Origin of the sequence: Hongsoonwoonella zoysiae, assembly GCF_013266695.1 — a bacterium.
Classification (GTDB): domain Bacteria; phylum Pseudomonadota; class Alphaproteobacteria; order Rhizobiales; family Stappiaceae; genus Hongsoonwoonella; species Hongsoonwoonella zoysiae.
In genome coordinates, this window is sequence record NZ_JABRXF010000001.1 from 2,144,037 (window position 1) to 2,157,627 (window position 13,591).

A 13,591-nucleotide genomic window follows, 5' to 3' on the forward strand; every position below is an offset into this window, starting at 1 on the left:
CTAAGCGCCGGGGGCCTTCTTCGTTCATTTCTAGCAAGCGGGTACTAAAATGGGATTGATTAGCGCCCTGAACACCGCCCTGGTCGGCTTGGGGGTGAACCAGCGGCAACTCGACGTAACGGCGTCGAATATCGCGAACGCCGACCGTGTCGGCTATACGCGCAAGGTTCTCGACACCTCCGCCGTGGTCGGCGGCGACGGGCAGGTTATCGGCACGCGGGTCGACGGAACATCGCGTTTGCTGAACGAGCAGATACAGGCCCAGTATCAACAGTCGCTTTCCCAGCAGCAGTATTCCAGCGTCACGGCGGACTTCGCGCGCTATCTCGACAATCTTTTCGGCACGATCGACGATCCGGGGTCGCTGCCCAACACCGCAAATGCGTTTTCCGCATCGCTCGCCAACCTGGTTTCGACGCCTGAGGACTACCCAAGCCGCCTGGGCGTGGTCCAGGAAGCGGAGAAATTCGCCTCCAAGCTGAATTCGCTTTCGAGCCAGATCCAGGACCAGCGCCAGAGCATCGAATACGAGATCGCCGATTCCGTCGATCAGGTGAATGTCATCCTCGAGCGTATCAAGGAGCTCGATACCGATATCGTCGAGCGCCAGTCCGCCGGCACGAGCCCGGTGGAGCTTCTGGACGAGCGCGACCGGCTGGTGACGCAGCTTTCCGGCTATATCGATGTCAACGTCCAGCCGACGGAAATCGGCGGCCTGCGGATCAACACCGCCGGCGGCTTGCCGCTTTACGACGTCGACGTGTTCGAACTGGAATTCGATGCGCATGGCTCCATCGGCGCGACGTCGGTCTACAGCAAGGACCCGGAAGAGCGCGGGGTCGGCACGATCCGCATCACGACCGGGCAGGGACCGGGTTATGACGTTTTGAGCCTCGGCGGGTTTCAGTCAGGCTCCATCGCAGCCCTTGTGGAGGCCCGCGACGAAACGCTGGTTGCCGCTCAACGCCAGCTTGACGAGCTGGCGGCGAACCTGGCGCGAACGCTCAGCACCCACACAGAGCCCGCGACGGCCTATCCGGCCAGCCAGGTGCCGCCGGATGATTATCGACCGGTGTTGTCCGGCGTGGCGAACCTGACGGCGCTGGGAGGTCTGCCGGCCAATGAATCCATTACGGTCAATGGCACGAGCGTTGACATCCAATCCGCACTCGGAACGGCGCCCGTCGTGCCGTCCAGTTTTACCGTCAGCGGCGACTTTGACGACAACGCTCTCATCGACACCTTCGATGGCGAGACGCTTGTCATCACCGACGAATACGGCGCGCAGACGAGTTTCGATTTCGACACGACCGCCGTCGGCACCCAACTCACAAATCTCCAGACAAAGCTAAATACCGATTTGGCGGGCGGTAACAGCGTCTTTACCGTCACGGGGACCGGCTCAAGCCTGACGATCGAGGCTTCCGACGGGCGAAGTTTCACGCTGGCGAGCGGGACTGTTTCCTCCGCCGCGCTCGGCATTTCCTCCGACCCTGATAATCCGACGGCGTTCGACGGTACCACGGCACTCGAAGCCGCTGCGATTGATATCAACAGCGCGTTTACCGGAGCTGGCGTCTCCGATGTAACGGTCACCGCCGACAACGCCAGCGGCGAGTTGATCTTCTCGGGTACCGATCCCGATCCGCTGACGATCAGCGGACCGGCCTCGACGCTGCAAGCGCTGGGCTTCGGCGACGGGACGGAGACGAGCTACACCGTCTTCAACCAGGTCGGCTTCGATTTCGATCTGGATACGCTGGAAAACGGCGACAACTACACGTTCTCGTTCAAAGACCTGAACACCGGCCTTTCGAAGAACGTCACGATCTACCGCAGCGATGTGGCCGGAGAGCCGGCGATCACGGGAACGCGCGATCCGAACGATATTTACATCGGCATCGACTTCTCAAGCGGCGACTATGACGCGATCTCCACCGCGATCAACGATGCGCTCACCAACGATCCACGTATCGCGGGAGCATTACAGGCGGAGAACCTCGAGAGCGGGGGCACGCCGACCAGCGGCCTGCGGATATTCGCGGCTGACGCCCGCGACCACCGTATCGAGAATGCGGCGACGAACTACGCCGTTGGCGGGCCGGGCGAGTTCGCCGATGCGTTGTCGCTTTTCACCGATACGGATGGGGCCGTCTATACCGGCGTTGTCGACGGACGCTCGACCATCGACGGTTTTGCAGGCCGAATTCAGGTCAACCAGGAACTGGTGGCCGATCCGGGCCTGCTCGTCCAATACGCCGACGGGATCGCAAGTGGCGACCCTTCAAGGCCGCAGGCCCTGCTCGACAAGCTGAACGACACAAAGGTCGCCTTTTCCACCTCGGCCAAGGTCGGCACCAACACTGCGGTTTTCAAGGGCTCGGCGCTCGACTTCGTGACGACGACCGTATCCTACCACGCGAGAAACGCGGCCCAGGCGGAAGCCGCGGCGGCCGGGCAGGAAGTCGCCACCAACAACCTCAAGGTACGCTTCGATTCGTCCGCGAAGGTCGACGTCGACGAGGAACTGGGCCAGCTCATCCAGATCCAGAATTCCTACGCGGCGAATGCCCGTGTTCTACAGGCCGTCAGGGAGCTTTTCGAAACCCTGATCCGCATTTGAGGGCAGGGGAGGCTTAAGGAATTGCCATGACCGTATTCAACTCGACATATACGCTGCCGCCGCAGTACAGCTATCTGACGAACTTGCGTTCTCAATTCGATGAACTGCAAAGGCAGCTTGCAACGGAAAGAAGGGCCGACACCTATGGCGGGTTGGGCGGCAAAAGCGGGCTGGACCTGACGCTCAAGCAGCAGCGATCCGAGATCGGTGTTTACAAGGACACAATCGACGTCGTGGACTTGAGGCTCAGCGTGCTGGACCGGACGAGCACGCGCCTTGAGGATCTGCGTATCGATTCAAAGGCGGCGGTGGACCCGAACGGGTTCGAACTGTTCGCAAATGGCAGAACCTCATCCCAGACAGCGGCAGAAATTCAGTTGAGGGATTTCCTGGCGCAGCTGAACCAGAACGTGGGCGGGCGGTATCTGTTCTCCGGCCGGGCGTCGGACAAGGCGCCGGTTCCAATTCTGGAGCGCATTCTGGAAGGTGACGCGGATGAAGCCGGTCTCAAGCAAGTAATTGCAGAGTACAACGCCGCAGATTTGGGCCCAGCGGTGAACCTTGGACCGGGGTTTGAGAGCGCCCACCTTGGACGGCTTGAAACGGACCTCACAGGCTCGGCTGTGACCTTGTCGGAAGATACCGCACCGGGAGTGCATCCGTTCGGCCTCAAGCTCACGAACGTTCAGTCGGGATTAAGCAACGTCGACGTCACGGACAACTATTCCTCGCCAGGCGCTAGCCCCCGTTCCGTGGAGCTTGATTTTACCAATCAGCCGGAGCCCGGCGAAACGATCCGCCTGTTCTTCACCCTGCCGGATGGCACCGAACGCGAAATCCGCATCGGGGCCGAGGGCGAGACGCAGGACAACCCGGAATTCACGTTCCAGATCGGCGCGGATGCGGATGAGACCGCCCTCAACTTCAAAGCGACCCTGGAACGGGCAATTGCGACGGTTGCGAGAACCGAATTAAAGGCGGCATCCACCGTTGTTGCTACGGAAAACTTCTTCGATACCGCTCCGCGGCCCGATGGCTCCTTCGGTCCGCGGCGCGTCCAGCCGGGGCTGGGCGGGTTTGAATACGCGACGACGATCGCGACCGACGTCAACAATACAGTGAACTGGTATCAGGGCGAAAACGGCCCGGATTCCGCCCGGCAAACAACGTCGGGAACGATCGACGAAAACCTGCGGGTCGACTATGGAGCGCGCGCGAACGAGCGCGGTTATCGTGAGGTCGTGCAATCGCTGGCGGCGTTCGTGGCTGCCGACTTTTCCGCCCAGCGACCCGACAATCAGGATTTCTACAGTGCACTTGCCGAGCGCCTGAATGGGGCACTGAGCCAGGGCGATGACGGTATCTCCGGCATTCGTCAAAACCACATTGAGTTCGCGGCAGCGCAAACGGCTGCGAAAGCAGCGAAGGACCGCCACAGGATTGCCGATGCAACGATCGACGGCGTGGTGGCGGGTATCGAAGGCATCTCCAGCGAAGAGGTGGCAGCAAGACTCCTGCGAGTGCAGACGGTGCTGCAGGCAAGCTACCAGACGACGCGTATCGCCGCCGATCTTTCCTTGTCCAACTTCCTTTGAACCAACCCGAAACGAAACGACAAACGGCCGGGGCATCAACGTGCCCCGGCCGTTTTCGTTTCCCTGCCGGGGAATGAAATGCTTGGGGGGAGAAATGAAAACGCCGGCTCGAAAGCCGGCGAGATCGTTTCGAAAGGAGGGGCGGCGTTATGCGCCGCGCAGCCCCTGTGCGATGTTGCGGTTGATGGAAACGAGTGTCCTGGCGCGCTCCGGCTTGGGCTCGATCATCAGCTCTACGGTAAGACGGAGGATGAATGCGCCAAGCGCGCCCACATTCTCCTTCACGTCCTTCGGCAGCGGGTTGTCCTCGCTTGTCACGGACGTTGACAGGATCGTCCAGAGGCGGCGGTTGTAGGTGAGCGCATCGCGCAAACTACCGGCGTCCGGATTCTCTTGATCCCATGAATCCAAAGTCTTCTGGATCATCGCGGCGGCCTTCATTAAGAGCTGCGCCTCAAGCTCCCGCGGATTAACTGTGCTCTGACTGGTTTTCTGATAAGCCGAGGCTGCAAGATTTTGCATGCTCGATCAGCTCCTGTTCGTATTTGACAAGATCCTTGGCACGCTTCAACGCATGGTAGAGCGAGCCGGTTAAGATTTGCTGATTTATGGCATCCACATACGCAGCCGCGCTTGGCGCCGCGTCGAGGAAATCACGGACGAGAGCGAAATAAATCTCTTTGTGTGCCAGGATATCCTTGTTGAGGTACATAAGCTGGACGGCAAGATAGATGCGCCGTGCAGGCGTGGTCGCCGTATCTGCGGTGACGATGTCCTTCTCGCGGAGGATCGGTTCCTCACCCTCGATGAAGAAAGATGCCCGGTGATCACCGTTCCGGATCACCGTGGAACCGATTATAATCCGCTCCTGCGGCTTGAGTTCGATCTTCAATGCCATAGGTAATTTCTAGCATTTTATGCTTAAAAGTCAATTAAATCTAAGAATAAAATAAAAGGCGGCAGAAAATTCCGCCGCCTCCTTTTTTGTCGGTAGTATTCGGCAAATATTGCCGATTGTATAGATTAGAACAGTCGGAGAACCGCCTGATCCGCCTGCGAGGATAGCGACAGAGCCGTTGTGGAGAGCTGCTGTCTTGTCTGCAGGGCGAGAAGGTTGGCGCCTTCCTCGTTGGTATCGGCAAGGACAAGGTTGTCCGCACCGATCTGCAGCGTATTGACCAGATCTTTGGTGAAGTCCTCTCGGATATTCACCGTGGTGAGCTGAGAGCCGAACTGAGAACCAGCTGATCTAAGCGAGGTCAAGGCGTCGGCAAGCTGGTTGAGCTTGTCTTCAGCCTCCTGATCGCTGAGGTTGGTTGCGTCGGTGAGGCTCAGGCCGAACGACGTGAGATCCTGACCTTGAATTGTCAATTCCGACCGTCCCGCATCCCGCCGTTCGTTGAATGCGACGGTGAGCTCGGAATCGCCGGAGTTGATGAGGTTGACGCCATTGAAGCTGGCATCGGCGGCGAGTTCGTCGATCTGCTGCAGGATGTCGTTGAACTGCTCGGCGAGGTCTGCGTTGTCGGCGTCTGAGGCCGTGGCGGTCGAGACGATCTGAAGCGTATCGGTGAAGTTGCCGCCGGTACCGCCGGTGCCCTGAGTGAAGGTTACCTCGGTCTCGCCCGGGTCATTGAAGTCGGCATCGGCCGGGGTCGAAAGATCGACGCTCGCATTCGCGCCAAAGCCCAGACCGGCGAAGGCTCCACCGGCGGTGTTCTGCCCTACGTCACCGGTTGCGCCGGCTGCGGCGTCGTTGGAGCTGATCGTCAGGTCGAGCGATGCGGCTCCATTTGCCGTGATATCGAGGCGTCCATCGGACGTGACGTCTGCCTTGGCGATCCCGGAGGTGTTGATCTTGTCAATAAGGTCCTGAACCTGCGCACCGTCATTGGCAGCGCCGACGGTGAAGGTCACGGTCGAATCGGTACCGTTTTCGTCGGTGGAGGTGAGTACGATCGTGTCGCCATCGGTGAAGCCGATATTGTTCAGGCTCTGGTTCAGGGCGCGTTCTCGAGTCGTGTTGCCAGACGACAAGGATGTGTCGATGTTGCTCGTGCCCTGGATGTTGGTGACCGCCGCAGCGTCCGTATTGGCCTGCTGGGCCTGACGCACAGTCGACTGGGCGCTTTCAACGAGCTTGGTAATCGCCTTGATGCCATTATCGGCGGCTTCCAGCGTTTGGATCGCGTTGCCGATGCCATCGAGAAGATTTGTCAGGTCGTTGGCACGCGACTGCAGGCCCTGGGACGTGAAAAAGTTGGTCGGGTTGTCGAGGGCCGAGTTGACCTTCTTGCCGGTGGCGAGACGGTTCTGGGTTTCACCCAGCAACTCAGCCGTGTTCTGAAGTGAGAGGAGATTCTGGCGCACGCCAGCGGAGAGAGTAATGTCGGACATTTCCGATCCTTTCTAGGATTTTCCATTCATGACCGCCTCCTTCTGAGACGTGGCTGCAGGATCGGATGTGAAGCCTAATTTAAGGTTAACAGGATCTTATGGGTGACTTACGGAAGCAATTGATTTTGAAGATAAAAATAACGTTACGGCAATAGAAAAGGGCGGCGATTTCTCGCCGCCCTCGTAGCGTGCTTATTGGCTAATGGTACTAGAGGAGCCTGAGTACGGCCTGGTCCGCCTGAGAGGCGAGTGATAGGGCCGTTGTTGATAAGGACTGTCTTGTCTGCAGGGCCAAGAGGTTCGCACCCTCTTCATTGGTATCGGCAAGGACGAGATTATCGGCGCCGGTCTGCAACGTGCTGATCAGGTCCTTTGTGAAATCCTCGCGGATATTCACCGTTGTGAGCTGCGAGCCAAACTTCGAGCTTGCCGAGCGCAGGCTCGACAATGCGTCCGAAAGCTGCGTGAGCTTATCTTCCGCCTCTTGCGAACTGAGGTCGACTGCCTGTGTCAGATCCAAGCCGAAAGACGTGAGGTCTACACCGCTCAATGTTAGCTGTGACGCGCCCTCATCGCGCCGTTCGTTAAATGCGACGGTGAGCTCGGAATCGCTGGAGTTGATGAGGTTGACGCCATTGAAGCTGGCATCGGCGGCAAGCTCGTCGATCTGCTGCAGGATATCGTTGAACTGCTCGGCGAGGTCCGTGTTGTCGGCGTCCGAGGCGGTGGCGGTCGAGACGATCTGAAGCGTATCGGTGAAGTTGCCGCCGGTGCCGCCGGTGCCCTGAGTGAAGGTTACCTCGGTCTCGCCTGGGTCATTGAAGTCGGCATCGGCAGGGGTCGAAAGATCGACGCTCGCATTCGCGCCAAAGCCCAGACCGGCGAAGGCTCCACCGGCGGTGTTCTGCCCCACGTCGCCGGTTGCGCCGGCTGCGGCATCGTTGGAGCTGATCGTCAGGTCGAGCGATGCGGCTCCGTTTGCCGTGATATCGAGGCGTCCATCCGACGTGACATCGGCCTTGGCGATGCCGGAGGTGTTAATCTTGTCAACGAGATCCTGAACCGTGCGGTTTTCGGAAGTCGGGCCGGTGTCGAGTGTGAAGGTGACCGTCGAAGCAGTACCGTTGTCGTCGGTTGCCGTAAGCTCGATCGTGTCGCCGTTGGTAAAGCCGATGTTATCGAGATTCTGGTTCAGGGCGCGTTCGCGAGTGGTGTTGCCAGTCGACAAGGATGTGTCGATGTTGCTCGTGCCCTGAATGTTGGTGACCGCTGCGGCGTCCGTATTGGCCTGCTGGGCCTGACGCACAGTCGACTGGGCGCTTTCAACGAGCTTGGTAATTGCGTCGATACCCTTGTCGGCGGCTTCCAGAGTCTGGATCGCGTTGCCGATGCCATCAAGGAGGCTGCTTAACTCACCACTACGTGACTGCAGGCCTTGGGACGTGAAAAAGTTGGTCGGGTTGTCGAGGGCCGAATTGACCTTCTTGCCGGTGGCGAGGCGGTTCTGCGTCGCGCCGAGCAGATCAGCCGTATTTTGAAGGGAAAGAAGGTTCTGGCGCACGCCAGCGGAAAGAGTAACTCCAGACATAAATGTACCTTTCTGGTGTTCGGGTCACAGCGCTTCTTCGCTGCTTCGCGAAAACTAGAAAGGTGAGAGAAACGATCTGTAAATATATATAGTTAAATATTGGAAAGGTTAATTGTTTGAACCAGAACTCATATCTTATTTGTTGTTTGTTAAGCTTAACAATTCGTGTCATTCTGTATAAAAGCTTGAAGATCTGCGGTAATTTTTCCGACAATCGCACGCGCATCTTTACCGGGTGGAATTCGGTAGTAGGTTGTCGTTGGAAGCCAGGGCATATTTGGCTGCCCGAGAAGCAATGGTTCGGCAGAGCGGCCAAAGCGCCAGACCGGCACGCCCAATGCGCTGGCGAGTTCCGAAACACTCGAACTCGTCGAAATAACGAGATCCAGGTTTCGCACGAGCGCGGCAACCGATTCCAGATCGTCGAAATGGTCGATCCCTTCGATGTCATGAATGTTGACTCGGTGATTCTCGTGAAAGCGCTTTATCTCATCCGTGCTATCTTTGTACTGAAGATTGAAGAAGGAGATATTTGGAATCTCGAAAAGAGGAACCAAGTCTTCCAAGCTGAGGTATGACAACGTTCTCGTTTGAATGGAAAGCGCGCCGCTCCAGCAGAGGCCGACCTTGACTTTTTCCGTTTCAAATGCCGGGTGTTTCGCGATTTCGGCTACCCGGTTCTCATCCGCTTCCAAGAAAGAGTTTATCTTGGGAAACGACGATAGAGTTGGGCGCAGAAATCTTGGTAATTCTCCTATTGGACAATGAACGTCATAGTCCACCGGTTGCCCCATCAATGAGAACGAAGATGGATGTTTATAGCCGCGGACAATCGCATCCGGGAAATTGCGGGATAGGAGCGGGACCGTTTTGGGTTGCGCTTCGATGATGACGCTTTTTGCCTGACCTATGATTTCCGCGAACATTGAGGCATAGCGAATAGCGTCCCCCACGCCTTGTTCATTCCAGATGAGGATGCTCTTGCCCGCCAGGCTTTCACCGCTCCATTTTTCGACGGGCAAATCACGTCGGATACAGAGAGTTCCCCTAGCATACATATTGGCTTCTGCAAGTTTGAAACCTTCCTCAAGATTTCCCATGCACAGCAAGCAGTAACCAAGACCAAGGCGCGCTTCGTGATTTATATCTTCAGAAAGCTCCAGTGCCTTCCTATATTCATCCGCGGCTTCCTCGAAACGGCAAAGTCGATAGAGGCATTTTGCGCGGATCATCGACTTCGCCAGAGATTCGCCAACGCCCTCGATCAGGTTCAGCGCTTCGCTCCAGCGCCCCACGCCCCAATTTGCATTGGCAAGGCGGATTTTGAATTCCGTGTCTTGGGCTGCGTCAAGAAATGTCTTTGCCTGTTCCAGGAACTCAAAGGCAAACCGGGATCTGTCCTGATCGATTGCGATATCGGCAAGAGAGAGTGTTGCGCGTTTGTGGCAGGGGTCAATCGCGAGAACATGCTCGCACAATTTCTCGGCCTCTTCGGGCTTGTCTGCCAGATGAAGGGCTTGTGCAAATTCGACAATTGCATCCAAATCGTCGGGATTGGCCCGCACTGCCAATTCGAAAGTCTTCAGGGATTCAACTGTTTCGCCCAGGCGTTGTAGTGCTCGCGCCTTCCTTCGAAGCAGGATAGGGTCGGCGTTGAAATCATCAGGAAGAGAGTGAATGGTTTCAGTCAGCTCTTTAAATTTACTCCTTTTTTCCAAAATATTTATGTAGTTATAAAGAAATTTTTCGTTTTTTGGGAATATATCAAATGCTTTTGAAAAATGTTCTTCGGCTTCTTTATATTTTCCAATTTGCATATAGCAGAGGCCAATTAAATTATGTGCCTCCGCATTATTATTTTCTTTTTGAAGTATCTTCTTGAATATGGATATTGCGCCGTTGTTATCCCCCTTTTTTTGCAAAATAACTGCTTTTTTCAGCTTATTTAAAGTGGCGGGAGAAGAAGCAAGCATCGGCATCAGTCCATTTTTCGAAAGTGAGTGGACTATAGCTGATTCGATGCGGTGAGCTGGAGGTGGACGGGCAAATCCTAAATGACGCAGAAACCCGCCGGGGCAGCGCTTGCTTAAAGAGTTTTATCGATGCCGAGGCCTGTAAGTTCCATCTGCGTGGCTTTCAGGAAAGCGCGCTGCAACTGAAGCAGCGTTTCGCCCGGACTGTGGGGCTGGGGATCGTCGGGGCGCGTGATCAGGCCCGCGTCGGGCTGTGGCGGGGGCTGGCGTTGATCATCGCTGCCGCTTTGGCCGGAGCCGTTTTTGTGTTCGCCCCGCCGGCGTTCGCTGTCACGTCTCGGCTTCGTGTTGTTGGCGGGCTTTTCAACTTTCTGGCTGACGGGAACGGCCTGCGAGGCGGGAAGGGCGGTGGCGGATGAAGGCGTGCTCGGGGCGGCAGGCTCGCGCGCAACGGGCGCGGCGAGCGGTATGAGCGGCGGGCGAGCGGCGCTGAAATCCATCCTTCCTTCTCCTGACACGGCCGATAGCCTTGAAAGGAAGGACATTGAGAAGCGGGAATAACCAGCGCGTTAGGAAAAAAGTTCGGATTTAAACGAAAGCGGTGATTTTTAGCGTATCGGGGCGACAAGCTGCCTGAAATGGTTACGCGAGGCTTTCGGCGATCTCATAAACAACAGGGCCGCAAGCTTCTGCCTGCGACCCGTTAATCTGTCGCTATGGAGGGTCGACCCTCAAAGCGACTGATTGACGGCCAGTCCGTCCGCCGGCTTGGGCTGCTTGGGTTTTGAGCCGTTCGGCCCATATGTCTTCGGCGCGGCTTTGGCGCCGGCACCTTCGGCGACCTTGCGCAAAAGCCCGTCTGCGACTTCACGCGCGGTTGCGAGCACGGCGAGGTTGATCCGCAGGATCGGCTGGAACTCGCCGTGCTTGCGGTGGAGGGCTTCGACGGCTTCCGGTGCGAGATTGCCGAGCGCGACCGAATTGTCGCGAACATAGGTCATCCCGCGCATGTAGATGCTGATGAGATCCGCCTTCATGGGCTGCAGTTCGCCCGCTTCCGCCAGTTTGCCCTCGCGCACCAGCGCCGTTTCATGCTCGATTGTGCGCAGGAGCTCGGACATTGCTTCATTGAGCCGGGCGCAGGTCGCTTCGGCGGCTTCCCTGTCGGCGATCCTTGCCTCGAAAAACTCGGGCGCGCGCTCGGCGATCGACTTGTAAGACAGGCTCATGATCAGTTGGTCTCCTGCAGTGCGATGAGTTCACGTTTCACGGCATCGGCAATGCCGATACCGCCGGATTGAGCGATTGTTCTGGAATATTCCTCGACCAGCATGCCGCGCCAGGCCTCCGATCCGGTGCCGTTGCCCCAGGCGCCGCCTTCCTCAAGGCCGGTGAACATTGATTCAAGCATGGTGTTGAGGAACACCGCCTCGAACTCCTGCGCCGCCTGGTCGATGCTCTTTGCGCCATTCGCTGTCAGGGACGACGCGTTAAGGCTGTTCAAGGGCGAACGTTGCGCGGCGCCCGCAAGTGCGTTCGAAAGCTGAAGGTCGCTCATCACAGCACCTCGATCTCTGCCTGGAGGGCGCCTGCCGCCTTGATCGCCTGAAGAATGGAGATCAGGTCGCGCGGGCCGATGCCGAGTGCGTTCAGGCCGTTGACGAGTTCCTGCAGCGTAACGGTTTCAGGAACGATGCCGAGCTGATTGCCGCTTTCGTCGTCGACCTGGACATCGGTGCGGGGGACGATCGCGGTTTCACCATTGGAGAAGGGAAGGGGCTGCGAGACCTCGGGCGTTTCGGCGATGCGAACGGTGAGGTTGCCCTGCGCGACCGCCACCGTCGACACTTTCACGTTCTGGCCCATGACGATGATGCCGGAATTTTCGTCGATCACGACGCGGGCCGGCAGATCAGGCTCGACGACAAGCTGCTCGATGTCGGTCAGAAGATCGACGATATTGCCGTCGAAATCGCGCGGCAGGCCAATGCGTACGGTGGCCGGGTCCAGCGGCTCCGCCGTCGGAAGGCCGATCAGTTCGTTGATGGCCAGCGCGATGCGCCGGCTTGTGGTGAGGTCCGGATTGCGAAGCGCAAGACGAAGGCTGGTCATCGACGCGAGCCTGAACTCGATTTCGCGCTCGACGAGCGCGCCGTTCGCGATGCGTCCGGAAGTCGGTACGCCACGGACGATGGAGGCGGCCTGTCCGGCAGCGGAAAAGCCGCCGATCGCGACCGGCCCTTGGGCGATTGCATAGACCTCGCCGTCGGCACCCAGGAGAGGGGTTACGAGAAGTGTGCCACCCTGCAGGCTTTCCGCGTCGCCAAGCGCGCTGACGGAAACGTCGATGCGCGTACCATGGGTGGAAAAAGCCGGCAGGTTCGCCGTTACCATGACTGCGGCAACATTTTCCGTATTGAGGTCGAAACCGCGCGTATTGACGCCGAGCCGCTCAAGCATGGCCTGCAGACTTTGCCGGGTGAAAGGAGCGTTGCGCAAGGAATCGCCCGTGCCCTGAAGGCCGACGACAAGGCCGTAGCCGATCAGCTGGTTATCCCGAATACCTTCGAAATCGGCGATATCCTTGATGCGCGAGGCCGAAGATGCCGGCACGGCGAGGATTGCCAGCGCAAAAAGCGACAGGAATGAGCGTAGAAGGAAATTCGACGACATGGAGCTTCCGTTCCGCGTTGAAATTGTCTTGCGGACACTGAAGCGAATGTCATGCCAACTTGATCCGCAGGTTTGCGAAATAAGGTAATCCATTCAATTTAATAAGAAATTTTGATTTTCGCTCCCTCAGACTCGCAAAAGGCCATCGACAGACGGGCAAAATTTACCCGCCGATTAACGAAGGATTTACCATGACGGAAAATTATATCCGCAAGCGGCCGGGCGCCGGCTGGCAGAACGAGCGTGTGAAATGCGGATATCGGGATTTCAGAGCCTTTCCCCAACACAAACGAAAGCCGCGGCGCGCAGGCGCCCGGCGAGCGGGAGCGCTTTCGCTCCGTCTGACGCAGAGACATCGACCCAGGCCCAGGCAGCGCCGGCGGCGGGAGGAGGCGCGACGGTAACGAGCCTGAGCGCCGTGCTTGCGTTACAATCGGTCGAGGATGCCACGAGCGGGCGCAAACGCGCTTTGCGCCATGGTAATGATCTTCTCGATGCGCTTGAAAACCTGAAAGTGGAATTGCTCGGTGGCAAAGTGGCGCCGGAGAGGCTGCAGCGCCTGATCGCCATGCTGAAAAGCCGCCGCCCGGGCGACGACGCGGATGTGGAAGCGGTGGTCGATGAGATCGAGCTTCGGGCCCGCGTAGAACTTGCGAAATTGGGCCGATTCACCGACTGATCGGTGGATAATTCGAAGCGTTTCCCGGCGATTTTCGCTAACCATCTGACGCAATAAAGTTTT

The 13,591-nt window shown here is 57.8% G+C and carries 12 protein-coding genes; 3 read left to right on the top strand and 9 right to left on the bottom strand.

From position 1 onward, the window contains the following. The first annotated feature begins 49 nt into the window (after positions 1 to 49). Entirely contained in the window at positions 50 to 2,623 is a 2,574-nt protein-coding gene (gene flgK, locus HPQ64_RS09905) for a flagellar hook-associated protein FlgK (protein ID WP_172888175.1), read from the top strand. Positions 2,624 to 2,649: 26 nt separating this feature from the next. Beyond that, complete coding sequence (locus tag HPQ64_RS09910) at positions 2,650 to 4,218, top strand: hypothetical protein (RefSeq protein WP_172888176.1); 1,569 nt, start codon at positions 2,650 to 2,652, stop codon at positions 4,216 to 4,218. Positions 4,219 to 4,365: 147 nt separating this feature from the next. Here HPQ64_RS09910 and flaF read toward each other — a convergent pair whose 3' ends face one another. The 9 genes from flaF to HPQ64_RS09955 all read right to left on the bottom strand — a co-directional run bounded on the left by flaF (position 4,366) and on the right by HPQ64_RS09955 (position 12,849). After that, a complete protein-coding gene (flaF, locus tag HPQ64_RS09915) occupies positions 4,366 to 4,740 on the bottom strand; it encodes a flagellar biosynthesis regulator FlaF (protein ID WP_172888177.1) in 375 nt (124 codons plus the stop codon). Beyond that, positions 4,688 to 5,116 (bottom strand): flagellar biosynthesis repressor FlbT, encoded by a 429-nt coding sequence (flbT, locus tag HPQ64_RS09920; RefSeq protein WP_172888178.1) that lies wholly within the window; start codon positions 5,114 to 5,116, stop codon positions 4,688 to 4,690. Before flbT ends, flaF begins: the two co-directional genes overlap by 53 nt. Positions 5,117 to 5,241: 125 nt before the next feature. Then, entirely contained in the window at positions 5,242 to 6,615 is a 1,374-nt protein-coding gene (locus HPQ64_RS09925; RefSeq protein WP_172888179.1) for a flagellin N-terminal helical domain-containing protein, read from the bottom strand. A 208-nt stretch (positions 6,616 to 6,823) separates the two neighbouring features. After that, complete coding sequence (locus HPQ64_RS09930) at positions 6,824 to 8,203, bottom strand: flagellin N-terminal helical domain-containing protein (RefSeq protein WP_172888180.1); 1,380 nt, start codon at positions 8,201 to 8,203, stop codon at positions 6,824 to 6,826. 155 nt (positions 8,204 to 8,358) lie between these two features. After that, positions 8,359 to 10,182: a tetratricopeptide repeat protein gene (locus tag HPQ64_RS09935; protein WP_172888181.1), complete on the bottom strand. Its 1,824-nt coding sequence runs from the start codon at positions 10,180 to 10,182 to the stop codon at positions 8,359 to 8,361. Positions 10,183 to 10,289: 107 nt separating this feature from the next. Next, entirely contained in the window at positions 10,290 to 10,676 is a 387-nt protein-coding gene (locus tag HPQ64_RS09940; RefSeq protein WP_172888182.1) for a hypothetical protein, read from the bottom strand. 231 nt (positions 10,677 to 10,907) lie between these two features. Beyond that, positions 10,908 to 11,405 carry a hypothetical protein gene (locus tag HPQ64_RS09945; RefSeq protein WP_210260147.1) on the bottom strand — a complete coding sequence of 166 codons (498 nt, stop codon included), beginning with the start codon at positions 11,403 to 11,405 and terminating at the stop codon, positions 10,908 to 10,910. Between the two features lie 2 nt (positions 11,406 to 11,407). After that, positions 11,408 to 11,734 carry a rod-binding protein gene (locus HPQ64_RS09950; protein WP_172888183.1) on the bottom strand — a complete coding sequence of 109 codons (327 nt, stop codon included), beginning with the start codon at positions 11,732 to 11,734 and terminating at the stop codon, positions 11,408 to 11,410. Beyond that, positions 11,734 to 12,849, bottom strand: coding sequence for a flagellar basal body P-ring protein FlgI (locus HPQ64_RS09955; RefSeq protein ID WP_172888184.1), 1,116 nt, complete (start codon positions 12,847 to 12,849; stop codon positions 11,734 to 11,736). Before HPQ64_RS09955 ends, HPQ64_RS09950 begins: the two co-directional genes overlap by 1 nt. 250 nt (positions 12,850 to 13,099) lie before the next feature. Here HPQ64_RS09955 and HPQ64_RS09960 point away from each other — a divergent pair, with 250 nt between their 5' ends. After that, positions 13,100 to 13,528 (top strand): flagellar assembly protein FliX, encoded by a 429-nt coding sequence (locus HPQ64_RS09960; protein WP_172888185.1) that lies wholly within the window; start codon positions 13,100 to 13,102, stop codon positions 13,526 to 13,528. Positions 13,529 to 13,591 lie beyond the last annotated feature (63 nt).